The organism is Erythrobacter sp. JB1-4, assembly GCF_057365025.1.
Genome location: NZ_CP200292.1, coordinates 2,859,415 through 2,877,891, shown reverse-complemented (window position 1 = coordinate 2,877,891; position 18,477 = coordinate 2,859,415). Strand labels below are relative to the sequence as shown.

The following is an 18,477-nucleotide window of genomic DNA, read 5'->3' as shown; positions in this document are numbered from 1 at the left end:
ACCGGTGCTCAAACTGCGAAACCCTGGCGCTTGCAAAAAATGCACACTTCGCTTGCAACAGTTAATGCGCTGTCGGCGTTCCTCCACCGGGCCCCGCCGTTGCGCCTGGCTGCATGGCGAGATCGTCAGCTTCGGTCCATTCAATTGGGCCCGGACGATCAATCAAAGCATGTTCAAGAACCTCGTCGACATGGGCTACGGGAACGATCTCCAGCCCCTCTTTGACGTTATCAGGTATCTCCGCCAGATCTTTCACATTTTCGTTGGGGATCAACACTTTGGTGATGCCTCCACGAAGCGCTGCCAAGAGTTTTTCTTTAAGGCCGCCGATAGCCAGCACACGCCCGCGAAGTGTGACCTCGCCGGTCATGGCAACATCGGGGTTAACCTTGGCCCCTGTGAGAGTTGAGACAATCGAGGTGACCATGCCAATCCCAGCGCTCGGCCCATCCTTTGGAACTGCGCCTTCGGGAAGGTGGATGTGGATGTTCTTGCGATGAAAGAGCGATGGTTTGATGCCATATTGGGGGCTTCGCGATTTCACGAAAGAAAAGGCGGCCGCAACGCTTTCCTGCATCACATCACCAAGCTTACCGGTCGTTTTGATCTCGCCTTTACCTGGCGTCGTGACGCTTTCGATGGTCAGAAGCTCGCCGCCGACGCTGGTCCAAGCAAGGCCTGTGACCGTGCCAACCTGCGCTTCGTCCTCGCTCATGCCGTGCTTGAATTTGCGCACTCCTGCAAACTCTCCCAAGTTTTCAGGCGTGATCGTGACGCTTGTGGTCTCTTTCTCGAGGATTTTGCGCAAAGACTTACGGGCAAGACGCGCAATCTCACGCTCAAGTGTCCGCACGCCGGCCTCGCGGGTGTAATACCGGATAAGGTCGCGAAGACCCTCTTCGGTGAGTTCAAACTCGCCCTTTTTGAGACCGTGGTCTTTAACCTGTTTGCCGATTAGGTGACGGGTCGCAATCTCAACCTTTTCATCCTCGGTATAGCCTTCAAGGCGGATGATCTCCATCCGGTCAAGCAGCGGCTGAGGCAGATCAAGGCTGTTCGCGGTCGTCACAAACATGATGTCCGACAGGTTCAGATCGAGCTCAAGATAGTGGTCCTGGAACTTGTCGTTCTGCTCAGGGTCGAGCACCTCAAGCAACGCGCTCGCGGGATCGCCGCGGAAGTCTTGGCCCAGCTTGTCGATCTCATCCAAGAGAAACAGTGGGTTGCTAGTGCCCGCTTTCTTCAGATTGTTGACGATCTTGCCCGGCATTGAGCCGATATACGTGCGCCGGTGGCCACGGATTTCAGCCTCATCGCGAACCCCGCCCAAGGACTGGCGCACAAATTCACGGCCCGTTGCCTTGGCGATGGACTTACCCAGAGAGGTTTTACCAACACCAGGAGGGCCAACAAGGCACAGGATCGGACCTTTGAGTTTGTTGGTGCGAGCCTGAACCGCGAGATATTCGATGATGCGATCCTTGACCTTTTCAAGACCATAGTGATCGGCATCGAGAATTTCCTGCGCCTTGGGAATATTCTTTTTGATGCGGCTTTTCTTCCCCCATGGAAGGCCGAGCAACACATCCAGATAATTGCGCACCACTGTGGCTTCAGCGCTCATCGGCTGCATTCCGCGCAGCTTTTTAAGCTCGGCCTTGGCCTTGGTGCGCGCTTCTTTGGAAAGCTTGGTTTCTTCGATCTTGGCCGTCAGTTCAGCGATCTCATCGCCGCCCTCGCCATCATCAGAACCACCAAGCTCCGACTGGATCGCCTTCAACTGTTCGTTGAGGTAATATTCGCGCTGCGTCTTCTCCATCTGGCGCTTGACGCGGCCACGGATTTTGCGCTCCACCTGAAGCACGGAAAGCTCGCCTTCCATAAAGGCCATGACCAGCTCAAGCCGCTTAAACGGACTTGGCTCTGTAAGGATCGATTGTTTATCCGAAACCTTCGCGCTCAACGCGGCGGCGATGGTGTCGGCGAGCTGTCCTGCATCATCGATATCAGAAAGATCGACGTTGTTTTCCTCGCCCATCTTTTTGTTAAGCTTGGCGTATTCGCCGAATTGCTCAGTCACCTGACGCATAAGTGCGGTGACTTCAGTGCCTCCCACCGTTTCGGGGTCTGCCATCACCACATCGGCAAGCACGTAGCCATCTTCATCGCGAAGCGCGCTCAACTTCGCGCGATCTACACCTTCGACAAGCACACGCACAGTGCCATCGGGAAGCTTAAGCATCTGCAAAACCTGCGCAATGACGCCTACGTCATACAGGTCATCGCTGTCCGGATCATCGCAAGCCGGATCAAGCTGCGCCAGAAGGAAGATGTCTTTCGATGCCTCCATAGCCGCCTCAAGCGCTGCAACAGATTTATCACGGCCCACAAAAAGCGGCACCACCATGCCGGGGAAGACGACGATGTCGCGAAGGGGAAGAAGAGGAAAACTTTGTGTCATAATTCTCAGTCCAAGACGGTCCCACTCAAAGGCGAGCGGCGCGTCGTTTGTTGGAATATGGGAAGGCTTCCTTAAGCGTGCAATGGGGGGTGTTACGAAGCTGTGCAAAGCATTGGTGAAATGGCGCACCTAACCCGGTGACCAGACGGAAAGATCGACATTGGCAAGTTCAGCACTAAGCTCTGGATGGCGCTTGCTGAGATAACGGTCGGCTTTTTTGTGCACCGATTGAAGGTAGTCTTTCAATGCATCTTTACCGCTCGCCTCAGTGTTGAAATGCCGCTCAAAAATGACAAGTGCGGTGACAAGTGCGTTTTCGGAGAGATAGCCCGACGCCTCGGAACTCCAGCCCTGCATTCCTGCCTCGCTGAATTGGCCGAAATTGCGAGCACTGTTGGCAAGGAATAGGCCAAAGCCAAGGTAGACCGCCATGCAATCGGTTGCGTGCTCTTCAAGCGCTTGCCCCCCGGGCGGCATACCCAATGTGTGGATCAACAGGTGTGCCAGCTCGTGCGCAAAAGTCGCAATAAGGGCGTTTGGATTTCGCAAAAGCGTTGGATCGTAGCGTACAACAGGTGTGTTGCCCTCGATGCTGAACGTACCGAGCGCATTGGACGATTGAGTAAAGCCGCCCACGACTCCGGTATCGATCGGCTCGCGGCGTGCCTCGCCTTTCTCAAGCCGGCATTCCCATTGCTCCAACCCCGCTTTTCTCTTGACCTGCTCAAACAACTCCGGAGCGGTCGAAGCATTGAGCAAGTCGTGATCATTGGGAAGAACAAGCTGAGGCTTGACACCGTCGGTACGGTCCAATTCGCCAAGAGTTCGGTCAATCCACGCAAAGCATGCAAGAAGCCACTCCAGCTCCTCACGGTCTATTGGAGGTGACGGACCAAACAGCCCCATCTTTATAAAATCACCCCATGCCCGGCAGGTTAAAGCCCGGCGGCAGGCCCATGCCGCTTTGCATCTCTTTCATCTGCTCTTCCGACACACGATCCGCTTTGTCGCGCGCATCGTTGAAGGCTGCGGTGACAAGGTCCTCGACGATGTTCTTTTCTTCAGGCTTCATCAGGCTGTCGTCGATGGACACACCAAGGATACGGCCCTTCGCCGACGCGCGCACTTTCACAAGGCCGCCGCCTGCTTGCCCTTCGACCTCAATCGCATCGAGCTTCACTTGCATGTCGCCCATCTGCTTTTGGATGGTTTCAGCCGCTTGCTGGGCTGCTTGCATCATTTCTTCCATGCTTTTCATGGGGGTATCCTTTGTTTTAGTTTCAGCCGCGACCGCCGCTTGCGGCTTTGGTCACGTTATTTTCGGGGTCAATGATTTCGCTTTGCGGGAAGGCATCCAGTGTCGCTTGTACGAGCGGGTGCGCGCGGATGCGATCCTTCGTGGCTTTGGCCTCAGCCTCTTGTGCTTCGCGTAAGGAGGGCTGCGCTTTTCCGCTGCCCCGTTCGATCTGCCAACGCTTGCCGGTCAGCTTGAATAGAGCATCGCGGATATCGGGGATAGGATCGTCAGAATAGCTGTCGGCCTGCTCAAAGGTCAGGTGCCCATCCGAAATTTCGATCACCCGCACCCGGTCGCGCATCATCTGAGCCACGCGCAATTGCCCGCCCGCGTCAACGCGCTCCACCAATTGCGCCCAATCGAGTGACTGGCTCGGGGCGCTGGCAACGGGAGCTGGTGCGCCCTCGCCCGCAGGAGTTTCGGTCGGTGCAGGACCATTGGCCGCAATTGCCTCGATCCGCTTTAGGAGCTTTCCGGGGTCTGGCATCTCAGCGGCATGCAGGACCCTTAAAAGAGCCATTTGCAAGGCCACCAGTGGATCAGGTGCTTGGCGCACTTCGTCATGACCCTTGAGCATCAATTGCCACAACCGGTGAAGCTCGCCTGCGCCCAATTTCTGCGCAAACCCGGCCAAAGCTACGCGTTCCTCTTCGCTTGGCGCATCGGGTTCGCCGCCTGAGACCTGCGCAACAGTGATCCGGTGCACCAAATCCATAAGCGTGCGCATCAACGCCAAGGGCTCAACACCAAGCGCATATTGTTCGTCGACACCTGCAAGTAGCGCCTTAGCATCGCCAGACAGAAGGTGCGTCAGAATACGCCTTTGAGCCCCCTTGTCCGCAAGGCCAAGCATATCGCGCACCCGCTCAGCGCTTACGCCTCCGGACGCATCCATATCGGCATGGGCGATGGCTTGGTCGAGGATCGAGAGGCCATCGCGCACCGATCCTTCCGCAGCGGCTGCGATGATGCCAAGCGCTTCTTGTTCGACTTGAACCTTCTCTTGCTCGCAGACAAAGCCAAAATGCGAAGCTAGCAATTCTGCTGAAATGCGCTTCAAGTCAAAGCGCTGCGTCCGGCTAAGGACGGTGACCGGGACTTTATCGACCTCCGTTGTCGCAAAGATGAACTTTACGTGCGCAGGAGGTTCCTCCAGCGTTTTCAGCATCGCGTTGAACGAGCTGTTGCTCAACATATGAACTTCATCGATCACGTAGATTTTGTATCGCGCGGTTACCGCCGCATACATCACGCCATCGAGCAACTCCCGCATTTTATCGACTTGGGTGTTGCTTGCCGCATCCATCTCAATGACATCGATATGGCGGCCCTCGGCGATTGCAACGCACGGTTCACACACCCCGCATGGATCGATGGTGGGCCCGCCATTTCCATCAGGGCCAATGCAATTGAGAGCCTTAGCGATCAGACGCGCGGTGGAGGTCTTGCCGACCCCCTTACCCCGGTCATCAGGAAGGCATGAGCGAGCCGATCACGCTCAATCGCATTGGCGAGCGTGCGCACCATGGGCTCTTGCCCGATCAGCTCAGAGAAAGTCTGAGGCCGATACTTGCGCGCAAGGACGCGGTAAGGTTGGTTGGTTTCGGTAGAGGGCGCTGTTTGCGCCGGTGTGGGTGCAGTTGGCGCTGGCTTAAAAGTCGATGGAGCTGGGTCTGGAGCTGGACCTGAATCTGAGGAGGCCGCTGGCGCTCCCATATCATCGCCCCCGAACATAGAGTTCTGCCCCGCCGCCTCTAATTCAGCAGCGCTGGGAAGGTTCTCTTCCTCATTCTCGGGCAGGTCTGGGTCGGAATCACTCATCGCCAGACAAGCTAGGCGCTCAAGCACCGCTTGTCATCGCCAGGAAACGTCAAATTGTGAGAAAAAGGAGCCGAGCGACCCGCCGCAATCCACCTGGGCTGCTACCTTCCGGTCCTGACCCGGTGAGCGAACGCAAACGTCCACCCGACTCCCATGCGCCATATGGCGGGGGTTGATTGAGATTTCAAGCGGGGAAACGAGGCTAGCGCGTCCTATCGAAAATTATCGGCGTAGGCCTGTATCTTAAGCGACTTTGGCGGTGTCGCCCGAATGCGAGCGACCAAGCCCTGCTTTTCGGCATATTCTTTCGCCGCTTCTTTACTTGGGAACGTCAGCTTTACCTGAACTTGTGTATCACCGCTACCGGTCCAGCCCATCAAAGGGTCCGCGCGGCGCGCTTCGCTTGGCGCAAACTCAAGCACCCAAGTGTCCACCTTGGCCTTGCCCGATTGCATCGCGCTTTTGGGTTGCTGGTAAATCGTCGCTGTCATTGTGTGATCCCTTTATGAGGCAGGCCCATAATCCAATATCACCCCCGATTGAAGGCATTTTTGGTACGAAGGCTGGGGATTTCCCCCCATGGTTCATCAGGCCAGCGATGTTTGGGATAACGCCCCTTCATATCCTTGGCGACATCCGCCCATGACCCGCGCCAAAATCCGGGCAGGTCGCGTGTGGACTGGATCGGGCGACCAGCGGGACTGGTGAGTTTGAGGAGCAGCGGTGTGGTTCCAATCAGAGGGTGCTGATCGAGCCCGAACAGTGCTTGCACCCGCACTTCGACGCTAGGTGCATCATCGCCTGCATAGTCGATGGTATGCGTTGTATTGGCGGGCGAGGTGAATTTCGTGGGGGCCGTTTCGTCCAACCGTTGCCGCTCGTTCCAATCGAGGAGGCCAAGCGCTGCATCGGCAAAGCGCGCAGGCGGCAGATCAAGATCGCGGCGACCTTCGAGCAGCGGGGTGAGCCACAAGGGCGCCTGCGCGTTGAGGTTTTCGGGCGATAGCGCCTCCAGACCTGCAAATGCCGCGCGCGGGAGGAAGCCTTGCGGAAAAATTGCCACCAGATCATCCAGAGCCTTCTCCACAAGGATATCCACAATCGCTAAAGGATCAGGATCGGGGTCAGGCCCGCTTGAAAGCACTATCGCGCCGAGCCTGCGTTCGCGCCGCACTTCGACGCGCTTTTTCTCGAAATTCCAGCGCGCTATCGTGCGCTCTTGCAACTCCTTGGCAAAGATCGCCTCAATACGCGCTTGCTCCAATTCCACCGCCGAGGTGATACGCGCGCCTTTCGCCTGCCCCTGCGCATCACCGATCACAAGCCAATCTGCACGCGCCAAGGGAGAAGCCGGGTCGAGCATAAACCCCCGCCCGCCAGCCGAAAGCCAGTTTTCACCCGACGAATCCCGTCTGCGCGCTACAAAGTCCGGGCGGGCCAGCGCCAAGCACTCGGCTGCATCGCAATCGAGGGGTTCGCCGCGCTCCGTAAGCTTAGAAGCAGCCTTCGCCCAACCTGAGGCAATCCTGGCTGCACTACTGACGCGCTTGCCGTTGTCGCCGCGCCACCGAGAGAGCCGCTGCGCCAAGTCTTCGCTGCGACCACCAAGTCCGCGTTCTTGCAAGAGCATTATGAGGCGCGCTGCCTCGTCGCCACATCCAGCCTTCGCTCCATTGAGAACACAGGCGGCGTGGTCCGGTGCCATGGGCATAGCCGCAATTGCTTCGCCAAGCGGGGTAATGCGGCCCTCCCCATCGAGCGCCCCCATGGCGGTAAGCGCCTTTTGTGCCGCTGCCACTGATGCGGCTGGTGGCGTGTCAATCCACTGCAAATCGGACGGGTCAACAGTGCCCCATTTGGTGAGCTTGAGTATCAGCGATGTCAGATCAGCGGTCTCAATCTCAGGCGGCGCAAACTCAGGTCGCCCCAGATGTCCGCCCTCTTCCCAAAGGCGATAAGCAACCCCCGGCCCTTGCCGCGCCGCACGCCCTGCCCTTTGTGCAGCGGCTGCTTGAGACGCGCGCTGGGTTACCAGATGCGTTGTCCCTGCCGCCCGGTCATATTGCGCCATGCGCGCAAGGCCGCTGTCGACCACCATGCTAACTCCATCAAGGGTAAGCGAGGTTTCGGCTATGGCCGTTGCGAGCACTATGCGCCGCCGCCCTTGTGGATCGCGGCGTATCGCCTCGCGCTGGGCAGCGGGTTCGACTTGACCGTGCAAAGGGAGGATGGGCGTTTTGGGAAGCTTTGTTTCAAGCCTCTCGCGGGTACGCTCAATCTCTCCCACACCAGGCAAGAAAGCGAGGATATCACCACCGTCGCCGCTGTCCGCGCCATCGCGCCATGCAGTCATCACGCCGCTCGTGACCTGATCCTCAATGCGCGCTGACGGATCGCTGCCAAGCCACTTGATTGCGAGCGGAAAGCTGCGTCCTTCGCTTTCAATAACCGGCGCTTTCTCGCCCAAGAGTCCTGCAAAGCGCTCACCATCAATCGTGGCAGACATGACCAGCACCCGCAGATCATCGCGAAGAACCTCGCGAGTCTCCAAGGCAAGCGCTAAGCCTAAGTCGCTGTCGAGATGCCGCTCATGTGCTTCATCAAAGAGCAGGGCCGACACGCCGGCAAGCTCGGGGTCCTCGATCAGCCGGTTCACAAGGATAGCTTCGGTCATCACCAGAATGCGCGTCTTAGCGCTAGTCTTGCTATCAAGCCGAGTTAGATAGCCCACAGTCTCACCCGGCTTTTCACCCAGCATCTGCGCCATCCGCTCAGCCGCAGCGCGCGCGGCAACCCGGCGCGGTGATGTAAGGATAATCTGGCCTTTGCACCACTCTTCGCCAAGCAAATCAGGGGCAACCGCCGTCGTCTTACCAGCCCCCGGAGGTGCGATCAGGACCGCCGCACCACGACGCGTCAAAGCCTCCCGCAAATCGGGCAGGACCTCATAAATGGGAAGATCAGGCGTCACGCGCGCCTAGTTAGCGGGATCAGTACCCGCGCGCGACTGCAAATTGCGCAGCTTCGCCCATCGCAGCGCGGGCCTTACTGTCAGGGAAGATCGAAATCGCATCAATCGCCCGCTGCGCAAAATGGCGCGCCTTTTCGCGCGTGTCCTCGAGGGCATTGTGCTTCTCGATCAGACCAATCGCGTGGGCTAAATCCTCATCCGATGCACGATGTCCAAGGATCGCGTCTTTCCAGAATTTGCGCTCTTCCTCATTGCCACGTGCATGGGCAAGGATAACCGGCAAGGTCATTTTCCCCTCGCGGAAGTCATCGCCGGGGTCTTTACCCATTTCAGCGGCATCAGAGTCGTAGTCGATCGCATCGTCGACCAATTGGAACGCCACACCGAGGTTGCGGCCGTAGTCCTCTAGGGCGCGCTCTTGCTCTTCACTGCATTCAGCGACAACCGCACTGATCTGGCTCGCCGCAGCGAACAGAGCCGCAGTCTTCGCACCGATAATGTGCAAGTAACGCTCTTCGCTCGTCTCAATCTGGCGCTGGGAGGATAGCTGCGCGACCTCGCCTTCCGCGATCACGGCAGAGGCATTGCTGAGGATTTTTAGAACCTTAAGGCTGCCGTCTTCTGTCATCAGCTCAAACGCGCGGCTGAAGAGGAAATCGCCCACCAGAACCGTTGCAGGATTGCCGAAAATGATATTGGCCGCCGCCTTCCCGCGGCGAAGCTCGCTTCCATCCACCACATCATCGTGGAGAAGTGTTGCAGTGTGAATAAATTCAACCGCTGCTGCGAGTTTATGATGGCGCGTACCCTGATATCCCACCAGCTCAGCACCAGCGAGGGTCAGCATTGGGCGCAAACGCTTGCCGCCGCCCGAAATCAAGTGCCCCGCAAGACGCGGAATGAGGGGTATCTCACTTTGCATCCGGTCCAGAATCACTGAGTTTACCGAGTTCATACCGCTTGCCGTCAGAGACAACATCGGCTCGATCGTCGGTTTTTTCGCGGGAGAGGGATAACGTCCGCAGTCATGACTTGGGCCTTAGTTGGTGCGCGTGTCGCTTGGCAAGCGCTGAATTGATGCGTAGTGCGCATGATATGTCTGACGATCCGCAACTCGCGAAGTTCCGCAAAAGCATCGACAATATCGACGCAGCGCTCATCCACATGCTGGCGGAACGCTTTCGCATCACGCAGGCCGTGGGCGAATATAAAGCGAAGGTGACTTTGCCGCCTGCCGATCCAGCGCGTGAGGAGCGTCAGATTGCGCGGCTTCGCAAGCTTTCAGAGGACGCAGACCTCGACCCTGAATTCAGCGAGAAATTCCTGCGCTTCATCATCGAAGAAGTCATCCGCCATCATGAAAAGGCACGCGGGGGTTAAGCTGCGCTTCTAGGCCCTCGGCAAGCTTAGTTCGACCAATAGTCCGCCTAGATCCTCGCTTTCGCCAAGCGTGACCGATCCGCCGTAAATCTCCGCCACATCGCGCACGATGGCGAGGCCTAAGCCTGTGCCCGGTTTGCCTGTGTCCAGCCGCGCACCCCGATCAAAGATACGGTTGCGCTCGGCCTCTGGTATACCGGTGCCGTCATCTTCGACCCAGATAATGCATTGTTCTGCATCAGGCTCATTATCGAGGGTCACAAAGACGCTTCCCCCGCCGTATTTCGCAGCATTTTCAATGAGGTTGCCGAGGATTTCGTCCAGATCCTGCCGCTCGATAGAGACCATGGCGCCCTTGCCTCCGGCGATATCAAGGCGGCCCTGCGGGTAAAGGCGTTCAACGGCGCGGCGCACAGCTTCGGCACTGCCGCGAAGATCACTGCGAGCCTGCCCCACAGCTCGCCTGCCCACGGCACGGGCACGGGCCAAATGGTGATCCACATGGCGCTGCATCGTGCGGGTTTCGCGGAATACTGCCTCATTGAGGTTCGGGTCGCGCGCAGTCGCCGCATTGGTCAGTACCGTCAAAGGCGTCTTCAACGCATGCGCCAAATTACCCGCATGGGTGCGCGCTTCTTCGGCTTGTCGCTCGGTATGCTCAAGCAGCGCGTTCACTTCCTCCACCAGAGGTTCGACCTCTCCGGGAAGCGGCTCAGTAATGCGGTTTTCGCCCGTAGTGCGCAGCTTCTGGATCGCCGCCCTCACCCGGCGAAGCGGTGACAAACCATAGCGGATTTGGAGCAGCGCCATCACGATCAGCCCCAAACCCAGCACCGCGAAACTCCAAGTCAGGATCAAGCGCACTTGCCCGATTTGACTGTCGATTTGCTCGGTCGCGCTTGCCACAGCAAAGGTCCAGCGGGTCTCGCTTCCTGGCAGGACAACAGTGCGCTCGGCAATGCGCAATGGCTCACCGTCAAACTGTGCAGAATCGTAAATGCTGACGTCGCTGTTAAATCCGTCACTGCCCGAAGACCCGCCGCGACCTTGTGCCTCTAATGTTAGCGTCCGGTCCCAAAGCGAGCGTGAGGGATAGGGTTCATACCCCTCCCCGCTGATCTGCCAGTAAAGCCCGCTTCCAGGCTCCAAGAACCGCTGATCGCCAAGGGTGCGATAAAACCACACTTCGCCAAAACTGTCGATTTCAGCAGACGCAATCATCGATGTAAGCTGATACTCCAACTGTTCATCGAAATTGGCGACAACTTGCCGGGTAAGCGTGCGCTCGAGGGCTATTCCGCCGCCTAGGAGCAAAACTGTAATCCACCCCGCCGCAATCAAGCCCATCCGCCGCGCAAGGCTGGCGCGGGGCTTTGGCGTCTCGATTTCCGCTGGCCCAGACAGCGCGGACGCTAAGGTCGGCGCGTCAACACCGTCCTTAGCGGGGACTTCGCTCAGAGCACCACCTGCCTTACGAGGCTCTTGGGGGCTCTGCTGGGTCGTCGAGGCTGTAACCGAGGCCACGGATCGTAGTGATTACCTCACTGCCAAGTTTCTTGCGGATGCGGGTGACGAAGACTTCGATCGTATTGGAATCGCGGTCAAAATCCTGGTCGTAAATATGTTCGATAAGCTCAGTGCGGCTTACCACCTTGCCCTTATGGTGCATGAGATAGGAGAGGAGCTTATACTCCTGCGCGGTGAGCTTCACCGGCTCGCCATCAAGTGTGACCCGTCCAGAGCGCGTGTCCAGCCGTACCATGCCGGCAGTGAGCTCAGACGAAGTATTGCCAGACGCACGGCGGATGAGCGCGCGTAGGCGAGCAATGAGTTCTTCGGTCTGGAACGGCTTCGCCAGATAGTCATCCGCGCCCGCATCAAGGCCGGCGACCTTGTCAGACCATGAATCGCGCGCCGTCAGGACGAGGACAGGGAACGTTCGCCCTTCCTTGCGCCACATGCCAAGGACCGAAAGCCCATCAATCTCAGGTAGCCCCAAGTCGAGGATACATGCATCGTAATCCTCGGTGCTTCCAAGGAAATGCCCGTCCTCGCCATCGGTCGAAAGGTCAACGGCATAGCCATTTTGTTCAAGCGTTGATTTGAGCTGTTGCCCCAGAGTGGGTTCATCTTCGACAATCAGAATTCGCATAATCCACCATTTTTGCGTGCGCCGGTTAGGCAAGTGTTTACCCGGTGAGACCTGAGCCTTTGCGCCCTTGCCGTCAAGGAAGCGTAGCCGCTCAAACAGGCCTTAGTCCCCGGAGAATTCATGAGTTTGATCGCCCAAAGCCTATCTGCTGCGGCTGATAATGCGGCCTGTGCGCGCATCAACATCGATATATGTCACCCTGCCATCGCGGATGAATTTGAGGCGGTAGGCACGCGCTGTGCTGTCATAGGAAGGGCCCAGATACTCAGCGCCCCGCATGCCTGGAAGCACGCGTTTTTCAATCTCGCGAAGCGACAGCTGATTGCCCGCCCGCATTTCGCGCCGCGCCGTCCCTTGGTCAGAACGTGTCTGATCCTGGGCCGTTTTATAGTGAGAGGTGCCCGCCGCAATCACGGACGTGGCAGAGCCAGCGCCCAACATGATCGTCAAAGCAGCACCGCCCAGAGCGGCCAAAAGAAAGCGACGTTTTGTCATTACGCTGTCATGCCTAGCCCGGTTCCATTGAACAAGTACTGAATGCGTGATCTTCAATGCGTTCAGGCACGTAAAGATTTATTGCTCACCACCATCGCGCACCATCTCATATTTTATCGAAAGGCTCACCCCGGTGCTGACCTGACCGGGCAGTACTGGCGCAGATGCTGCTTCAGCTGCAAGCGCGACAGAGCGCATGGCCATTTGCGGTGAAGGTCCACTTGCGCGAATACTCTCGCTCACTGACAAAACCTCCACACGGTCATATCCAAACATCTGCGCATAAGAATTAGCCCGCGCCTGAGCACGCTCGATTGCCCTTTTGCGTGCAAGAGCTTTCGCTTCTGTGTCATCCTCAATGCTGAAGCTGGGGCCGGAAAGGTCTGTTGCGCCCGCTACAACCAAGGCATCAAGTGCCGCGCCCGTTTCCTGCACATCGCGCAGCTTTACTGAAACCCGATTTGAGACTTGGTAGCCGCGAAAAACCTGCTGTTGCGTCGAACGGTCGTAGTCGTATTGAGCATTCAAGTTGATGCCGGTCGTCTGGATATCCTTCTCCGGCACACCAAGCGCTTTGATCCGATCGACCACGCTTTGCATCTGCCGCGCGTTCATTCGCATTGCTTCCACAGCGGTCTTAGCCTGGCTCGTAACGCCAGCGCCAATGGTCACAAGGTCAGGATCAGCGGTGACGCTTTCATAAACTGAAAGCTCAATCACCGGCCCCTCGGCTTCGATCTCAACCTGCTGAGCAAGAGCGGTAGAAGGCGCGAGCATCAGAGCAGCGGCGCCGAACATTAGCGAATGACGGATCATCAAATTTCCTCCTGAATTTTTCGATTGCCTACAACATTTTGCCTGAGCGTGCACTTAACCAGTCCCTTTTTTGAGGACTTGGCAGGCTGGGGACAAGCGCGTAACGGCGCAGTCCACCATGGCACAACCTCCAATCCTCTCGTGGGAAGGCCTTTCCCTGCAACAAGGCGCGCGCTGGCTTTTTGGCGGGCCTCAGCCCGGCCAAGGTGCAGAGCCAATTGACTTGCACATCCTGCCCGGGGATCGTCTTGCGCTTATCGGGCGCAATGGTGCGGGTAAGACAACGCTGCTTAAGCTGATCGAGGACCGCATTGAAGCCGACCGCGGCACGCGCCGGGTGAAGCCGGGGACGCGCATCGTCTTTTTGGAACAAGAGCCCGATTTTAGCAGCTTTGACACGCTGATGGACTTTGCGCTTGCAGGCGAAAACGCCCCAGCCGCTTATGAAGTTGAGGCGATTGCGGGTCAGCTTGGCATCAATATGGCCACCGACGCGGTGACCGCTAGTGGAGGGGAAAGGCGCAGGGCAGCGATTGCGCGCGCTCTTGCGCAGGACCCTGATTTGCTGCTGCTTGACGAGCCCACCAACCACTTGGATCTTTCCGCGATTGATTGGCTGGAAGATTGGCTCAGCCGCTACAAAGGCGCGTTTATCACGATCAGCCACGACAGGACGTTCCTCAAACGTTTGACGCGGGCGACCTTGTGGCTCGACCGGGGGACCTTGCGCCGCAAAGAGGTGGGCTTTGGCGGCTATGAGGCGTGGGAAGAGCAAGTCTATGCAGAAGAAGCGCGCGCTGCTGAACGCATGGACGCAAAGCTCAAGATTGAGGCGCATTGGTTGGAGCGCGGTGTCACTGCGCGGCGCAAACGCAACCAAGGCCGTCTTGAAAAACTCCACCAAATGCGCGCCGCGCGGGCCGCAATGATTTCGGACAGCTCTTCGGCCAAACTTAAGCTTGCCAATGATGAGGAGTTTAAATCCAAATCGGTTATCGTCGCGGAGGACATCTCCAAAAACTATGACGGCCGCGCGGTTATCAAGCCCTTCACTCTGCGTATCCAGAACGGTGACAGGATCGGGATCGTCGGGGGCAATGGCGCTGGCAAAACCACACTTCTCAAAATGCTCACCAAAGAGCTTGAACCTGATAGCGGCACCATCACCCACGCGCGCACCCTTTCGGGGGTGATGATCGACCAACAGCGCAAGCTTCTGGAGCCGGGCGCAACGGTGCGCGATATCCTTGCTGAAGGCGGCGATTGGATCGATGTACGGGGCAATCGCAAGCATGTTCAGGCATATCTCAAAGACTTTCTATTCGATCCGAAGCTCGTCGACACTAAGGTCGGCATTCTGTCTGGCGGCGAGCGTTCGCGGCTCCTTTTGGCCCGCGAATTTGCCCGCACGGCAAACTTGCTTGTTCTCGACGAACCCACCAACGACCTCGACCTGGAAACGCTCGATCTCCTGCAAGAGGTGATCGCTGACTTTGAAGGCACCGTCCTGATCGTCAGCCACGACCGTGACTTTCTCGACAAGACCGTCACCATCACCCTCGGCCTCGATGGCACAGGGCGCGTTGATATCGTTGCGGGCGGATATGAGGATTGGGAAGCCAAGCGCCGCAAACCCATCGCCGCCAAAACCAAGACCGTTCGTCCTGAGCCTGTCGAAGGGCGCACACCTTCGCCCACTCCCACTTCGACCAAACTCTCGTACAAAGACCAACGGGACTACGAACTCCTGCCCAACCGGATCGAAGAGCTCGAAGCAGCCATCGCCAAAGGCGAGACCATCCTCGCAGACCCAGACCTTTTCACCAAAGACCCCAAGCGTTTTGCTAGCATCTCCAAGGGCTTGGAGAATGCGCGGGCTGAGAAAGACGCCGCCGAAGAGCGCTGGTTGGAGCTCGCCGAACAGGTCGAGGGATGAGCTGCGAGCGGCTGCATCAAGAGATTAAAGCCTGCACAATCTGCGCCAAGGACCTCCCGCTTGGTCCCCGCCCTGTCGTCCAGTTCTCGACCAGCTCGCGTATTCTCATCATCGGCCAAGCGCCGGGCACCAAAGTCCACGCGAGCGGTGTCCCATGGGACGATGACAGCGGGGATCGGCTTCGCGAGTGGCTTGGCCTCGACAAAGCCGATTTTTACAACCCCGACACCGTCGCCCTTATGCCAATGGGCTTTTGCTATCCCGGCAAGGCCCCAAGCAAGAATGGTGGGGGCGGCGATGCTCCGCCCCGTAAAGAATGCGCACCGCACTGGCATCAACGCATCCTTGATGCGCTTCCCCGCAATCGGCTCACGCTCTTGGTCGGCGTTCACGCGCAGGCCCGGTATCTCCCGCAAGCCCGCAAACTCTCGCTCGCAGATCGGGTGCGCCAAGGCCAGCAGCACAGCGAAGCCCTTGGTCCCGTGATTCCTTTGCCCCATCCCTCGTGGCGGGTGCGGATGTGGATGGCGCGCAACCCTTGGTTTGAGGCAGACACTCTCCCTGCTCTTCGCTCTCTTATCGCCTAGGTGTATTGGCCAAGCAACACAGTTTGGCACACTTGGCACACTGTCCAGGGGAGAAACTTGCCCTCACCTGATCCGGTAATAATCCGCCACCCTTTCCAGCGCCAATTGCAGCACCAATTTGCCGCTTCTCGCAGGCCAACCCAGCTCCTTTTCTGCATGCGGCAAGCCCTCGCCTGCACACACCACGCGCCAGAGCACATCTTCGAGCCCTTTGCCTGCCTCGGCAAGCGCGCCATCGAAACGCTGCTTGGCCGCAATCTGACGTTCACTGGGCGACAACCCTGCCTCTGTGCTCCCCGGATTGCCCGTTTTCACCCGCACCGGGTCCCAACGCATGGTCACATTGGGCGAAAGCTGCGAGCGTTCGTAATCGCCGCGCAAGGCTTCGCCTGCGTCATAAAGCCGGTCAGACAGATGACCGCGAGAATGCAGCCAAGCAATCGGGCTTTCGCCAAGGTTCACGGTAACGCTGCGCCGATTGCCCTGGCTGCTCTTCCTTTTGGGGCCTTCCGAGGTCAGTTCACGCTCTACCAATTTGCGCATCAATTCACTCCCTTTTTACCGTTGTGGTGAACCGATGCCCTGCACGACGCCCAATGATGTAGGAAAATTGAATTTGCCAATTTGGTTATATTTGATACATGGGCGGTGCGACAGTTAAGGAAAATCCGCCATGATTAACCGCATTCGAGAGATCCGAAAGGCGAAGGGAATGACCCTTGCTGACCTTGGAGCCTCATGCCAGCCACCAACGACCGCGCAGACCATTGGGCGGCTTGAAACGGGTATGCGCACCCTTTCAACCAAATGGATGGAGCGGATTGGCGGCGCTTTGGGCGTCGATCCTCAGGTTCTGGTCGGCTCAGATAGAGCACCGAGAGCGCAAGTTATCGCTGAACTTGGTCTTTCTGATCCTGAAGGCCTCAAGACACCGCGCGATGCGATCCTCCCATCCGAAATGGCAGCCCAGGCAGGGGATGAGCCGATGCTGGTGCTCGATGTGACAGCGCCTGTGGGGGAATATCGGCCCGGTGACACGGTATGGTTGAGACAAATGGACGCGTGGAGCGCCAAGGATCAGGACTTTTTGGCCGCCATGAACCGCGATTGCCTGGTCCCGCGCCCTGGTGGGCGTTTCGCCTTTGGGCGATTGATTGATCGTAAAGGACCGCTTGTCGGAATTTTGCCAGCACAAGCAGGGCAGAAACAACAGGTGATCGACAATCCCGACTGGATCGCAGTTGCGGTTATGCTTGTGCGGCCCTTATGAGCGATAAGTCATTAACACTTATATCCTTAACACTTATGCCCTTAACACAGGCGCCCTCTCTCGACATTCTCCGCTGTAAAAAGGCCTCCTGGTGAAGCACGTTTTATCGATCAGCACGCTCTATCCCAACGCGGTGAACCCGCGCTTTGGGACGTTTGTCGCGCGCTCAATGGAGGCATTTGCCCAGCGCGGAGCCGAGCGCGGGGATTGGCGGGTAAGCGTCGTGAACCCAATCGGCCTGCCGCCCGTTGCGCTTGGACGATACAGAGCGCTCTCCAAATTGCCTGAACACAGTGAAGAGCACGGTGTCACCGTCCACCGCCCGAACTTCACGCTTATTCCGGCAGTAGGCGCAAGGCGCAATTCAGCAGCCATTGCAAAGGCTGCCCTTCCAGTGGTTCAGCGCATCCACGAAGACAATCCGATTGACCTCATCGATGCGCAATTCTTTTTCCCCGATGGCCCGGCGGCGGCATGGGTGGCAAAGGAGATGGGGCTCCCTCTGTCTCTTAAAGCGCGCGGGTCGGATATCACCTATTGGGGCACGCTCGATTTTGCCCGCGATCAAATGGTTGAGGCCGCCATTCGCGCCGAAGGTCTGCTCGCTGTCAGCGGATCAATGGCGGAAGAAATGGCCACCATTGGAATGCCGCGCGAGAAAATCCATGTGCATTACACAGGGCTTGATCGTGACCGTTTTCGCCCCCTCACCCACACACAGCTGCGCTCACAATTGGGTTCAGAGCTAGGCTTTCAAATCTCTGATAATGCGCCGCTTTTGGTGTGTGTTGGCGCTTTAATTGAGCGCAAAGGGCAAGACATTGCTATCGCAGCGCTCGCTCAGATAGAGGGCGCGCAATTGGTGCTTGTCGGCAAAGGCGATGACGAGGCGCATTTGCGCGATCTTGCCCGTGATTTGGGCGTAGGGCTCCGCGTGCACTTTGCAGGCTCGCTTGATCACGACATGCTGCCGCTTGTGCTTTCAGCAGCGGATGTGATGGTGCTGCCAACCAAAAATGAGGGCTTGGCCAATGCTTGGGTCGAGGCGCTTGCCTGTGGAACACCGGTGGTGACCTGCGATGTGGGCGGCGCGCGCGAGATTATCACCAATTCCACCGCGGGCCGGCTGGTTGAACGCACCCCCGAAAGCGTTGCGAGGGGTATCGTGGACGTCCTCAACGACCCACCCATGCGCGATGCGGTGGCGGCCTTGGCTGAGAAGTTCAGTTGGCAGACCAACGCAATCGAACTTGCGGCCTATTACGAAGGTTTGATCACTCAGCAAACGTGA

The 18,477-nt window shown here is 57.9% G+C and carries 16 protein-coding genes, 1 other RNA gene and 1 pseudogene; 5 read left to right on the top strand and 13 right to left on the bottom strand.

Annotation, left to right across the window (positions count from 1 at the left end; all coding sequences use genetic code 11):
• Positions 1-61 precede the first annotated feature (61 nt).
• From lon to AC0V61_RS13405, 8 genes and pseudogenes are all read right to left on the bottom strand, one after another.
• Positions 62-2,461 (bottom strand): endopeptidase La, encoded by a 2,400-nt coding sequence (gene lon / locus AC0V61_RS13440; protein ID WP_486158340.1) that lies wholly within the window; start codon positions 2,459-2,461, stop codon positions 62-64.
• Between the two features lie 129 nt (positions 2,462-2,590).
• Positions 2,591-3,367: a hypothetical protein gene (locus AC0V61_RS13435; protein ID WP_486158338.1), complete on the bottom strand. Its 777-nt coding sequence runs from the start codon at positions 3,365-3,367 to the stop codon at positions 2,591-2,593.
• Between the two features lie 10 nt (positions 3,368-3,377).
• Positions 3,378-3,719, bottom strand: coding sequence for a YbaB/EbfC family nucleoid-associated protein (locus AC0V61_RS13430; protein WP_247272281.1), 342 nt, complete (start codon positions 3,717-3,719; stop codon positions 3,378-3,380).
• 22 nt (positions 3,720-3,741) lie between these two features.
• Positions 3,742-5,579: pseudogene (locus AC0V61_RS13425) on the bottom strand (DNA polymerase III subunit gamma/tau).
• Positions 5,580-5,639: 60 nt separating this feature from the next.
• An RNA gene (gene ffs, locus AC0V61_RS13420) (signal recognition particle sRNA small type) lies at positions 5,640-5,734 on the bottom strand.
• Between the two features lie 57 nt (positions 5,735-5,791).
• A complete protein-coding gene (locus tag AC0V61_RS13415; protein WP_486158336.1) occupies positions 5,792-6,070 on the bottom strand; it encodes an ETC complex I subunit in 279 nt (92 codons plus the stop codon).
• 38 nt (positions 6,071-6,108) lie between these two features.
• Positions 6,109-8,550, bottom strand: a complete 2,442-nt coding sequence (gene hrpB / locus AC0V61_RS13410) for an ATP-dependent helicase HrpB (RefSeq protein WP_486158334.1) — start codon at positions 8,548-8,550, stop codon at positions 6,109-6,111.
• Positions 8,551-8,569: 19 nt separating this feature from the next.
• Positions 8,570-9,529: a polyprenyl synthetase family protein gene (locus tag AC0V61_RS13405; protein ID WP_486158332.1), complete on the bottom strand. Its 960-nt coding sequence runs from the start codon at positions 9,527-9,529 to the stop codon at positions 8,570-8,572.
• Positions 9,530-9,645: 116 nt separating this feature from the next.
• Between AC0V61_RS13405 and AC0V61_RS13400 the strand changes: the two genes are divergently transcribed.
• Positions 9,646-9,930, top strand: coding sequence for a chorismate mutase (locus tag AC0V61_RS13400; RefSeq protein ID WP_486158330.1), 285 nt, complete (start codon positions 9,646-9,648; stop codon positions 9,928-9,930).
• Between the two features lie 9 nt (positions 9,931-9,939).
• Here AC0V61_RS13400 and AC0V61_RS13395 read toward each other — a convergent pair whose 3' ends face one another.
• The 4 genes from AC0V61_RS13395 to AC0V61_RS13380 form a co-directional block, all read right to left on the bottom strand.
• On the bottom strand, positions 9,940-11,454 hold the full coding sequence (locus tag AC0V61_RS13395; protein ID WP_486158328.1) for a sensor histidine kinase: 1,515 nt from the start codon (positions 11,452-11,454) through the stop codon (positions 9,940-9,942).
• Positions 11,402-12,082 carry a response regulator transcription factor gene (locus AC0V61_RS13390; RefSeq protein WP_486158326.1) on the bottom strand — a complete coding sequence of 227 codons (681 nt, stop codon included), beginning with the start codon at positions 12,080-12,082 and terminating at the stop codon, positions 11,402-11,404. The genes AC0V61_RS13395 and AC0V61_RS13390 overlap by 53 nt, the downstream gene beginning before the upstream one ends.
• Positions 12,083-12,223: 141 nt before the next feature.
• Positions 12,224-12,577, bottom strand: coding sequence for a PepSY domain-containing protein (locus tag AC0V61_RS13385; protein WP_486158324.1), 354 nt, complete (start codon positions 12,575-12,577; stop codon positions 12,224-12,226).
• A gap of 78 nt (positions 12,578-12,655) precedes the next feature.
• On the bottom strand, positions 12,656-13,393 hold the full coding sequence (locus AC0V61_RS13380) for an SIMPL domain-containing protein (RefSeq protein WP_486158322.1): 738 nt from the start codon (positions 13,391-13,393) through the stop codon (positions 12,656-12,658).
• Between the two features lie 118 nt (positions 13,394-13,511).
• On the opposite strand from AC0V61_RS13380, the gene AC0V61_RS13375 reads away from it, so the two are divergent.
• Positions 13,512-15,329, top strand: a complete 1,818-nt coding sequence (locus tag AC0V61_RS13375; protein WP_486158320.1) for an ABC-F family ATP-binding cassette domain-containing protein — start codon at positions 13,512-13,514, stop codon at positions 15,327-15,329.
• Positions 15,326-15,916, top strand: coding sequence for a uracil-DNA glycosylase family protein (locus AC0V61_RS13370; RefSeq protein WP_486158318.1), 591 nt, complete (start codon positions 15,326-15,328; stop codon positions 15,914-15,916). Before AC0V61_RS13375 ends, AC0V61_RS13370 begins: the two co-directional genes overlap by 4 nt.
• Positions 15,917-15,979: 63 nt before the next feature.
• On the opposite strand, the gene AC0V61_RS13365 is transcribed toward AC0V61_RS13370, so the two are convergent.
• Complete coding sequence (locus tag AC0V61_RS13365; protein WP_486158316.1) at positions 15,980-16,462, bottom strand: DUF6456 domain-containing protein; 483 nt, start codon at positions 16,460-16,462, stop codon at positions 15,980-15,982.
• 127 nt (positions 16,463-16,589) lie between these two features.
• Between AC0V61_RS13365 and AC0V61_RS13360 the strand changes: the two genes are divergently transcribed.
• Positions 16,590-17,186, top strand: a complete 597-nt coding sequence (locus AC0V61_RS13360; RefSeq protein ID WP_486158314.1) for a helix-turn-helix domain-containing protein — start codon at positions 16,590-16,592, stop codon at positions 17,184-17,186.
• Between the two features lie 91 nt (positions 17,187-17,277).
• The gene (locus AC0V61_RS13355; protein WP_486158313.1) at positions 17,278-18,477 is read left to right on the top strand and encodes a glycosyltransferase; all 1,200 of its coding nucleotides are present in this window, start codon (positions 17,278-17,280) and stop codon (positions 18,475-18,477) included.

Coding starts and splice junctions, on each gene's coding strand:
- lon (WP_486158340.1), bottom strand. CDS start 2,461: ATGACACAAAGTTTTCCTCTTCTTCCCCTTCGCGACATCGTCGTCTTC.
- AC0V61_RS13435 (WP_486158338.1), bottom strand. CDS start 3,367: ATGGGGCTGTTTGGTCCGTCACCTCCAATAGACCGTGAGGAGCTGGAG.
- AC0V61_RS13430 (WP_247272281.1), bottom strand. CDS start 3,719: ATGAAAAGCATGGAAGAAATGATGCAAGCAGCCCAGCAAGCGGCTGAA.
- AC0V61_RS13415 (WP_486158336.1), bottom strand. CDS start 6,070: ATGACAGCGACGATTTACCAGCAACCCAAAAGCGCGATGCAATCGGGC.
- AC0V61_RS13405 (WP_486158332.1), bottom strand. CDS start 9,529: ATGTTGTCTCTGACGGCAAGCGGTATGAACTCGGTAAACTCAGTGATT.
- AC0V61_RS13400 (WP_486158330.1), top strand. CDS start 9,646: ATGTCTGACGATCCGCAACTCGCGAAGTTCCGCAAAAGCATCGACAAT.
- AC0V61_RS13390 (WP_486158326.1), bottom strand. CDS start 12,082: ATGCGAATTCTGATTGTCGAAGATGAACCCACTCTGGGGCAACAGCTC.
- AC0V61_RS13385 (WP_486158324.1), bottom strand. CDS start 12,577: ATGACAAAACGTCGCTTTCTTTTGGCCGCTCTGGGCGGTGCTGCTTTG.
- AC0V61_RS13380 (WP_486158322.1), bottom strand. CDS start 13,393: ATGATCCGTCATTCGCTAATGTTCGGCGCCGCTGCTCTGATGCTCGCG.
- AC0V61_RS13375 (WP_486158320.1), top strand. CDS start 13,512: ATGGCACAACCTCCAATCCTCTCGTGGGAAGGCCTTTCCCTGCAACAA.
- AC0V61_RS13370 (WP_486158318.1), top strand. CDS start 15,326: ATGAGCTGCGAGCGGCTGCATCAAGAGATTAAAGCCTGCACAATCTGC.
- AC0V61_RS13360 (WP_486158314.1), top strand. CDS start 16,590: ATGATTAACCGCATTCGAGAGATCCGAAAGGCGAAGGGAATGACCCTT.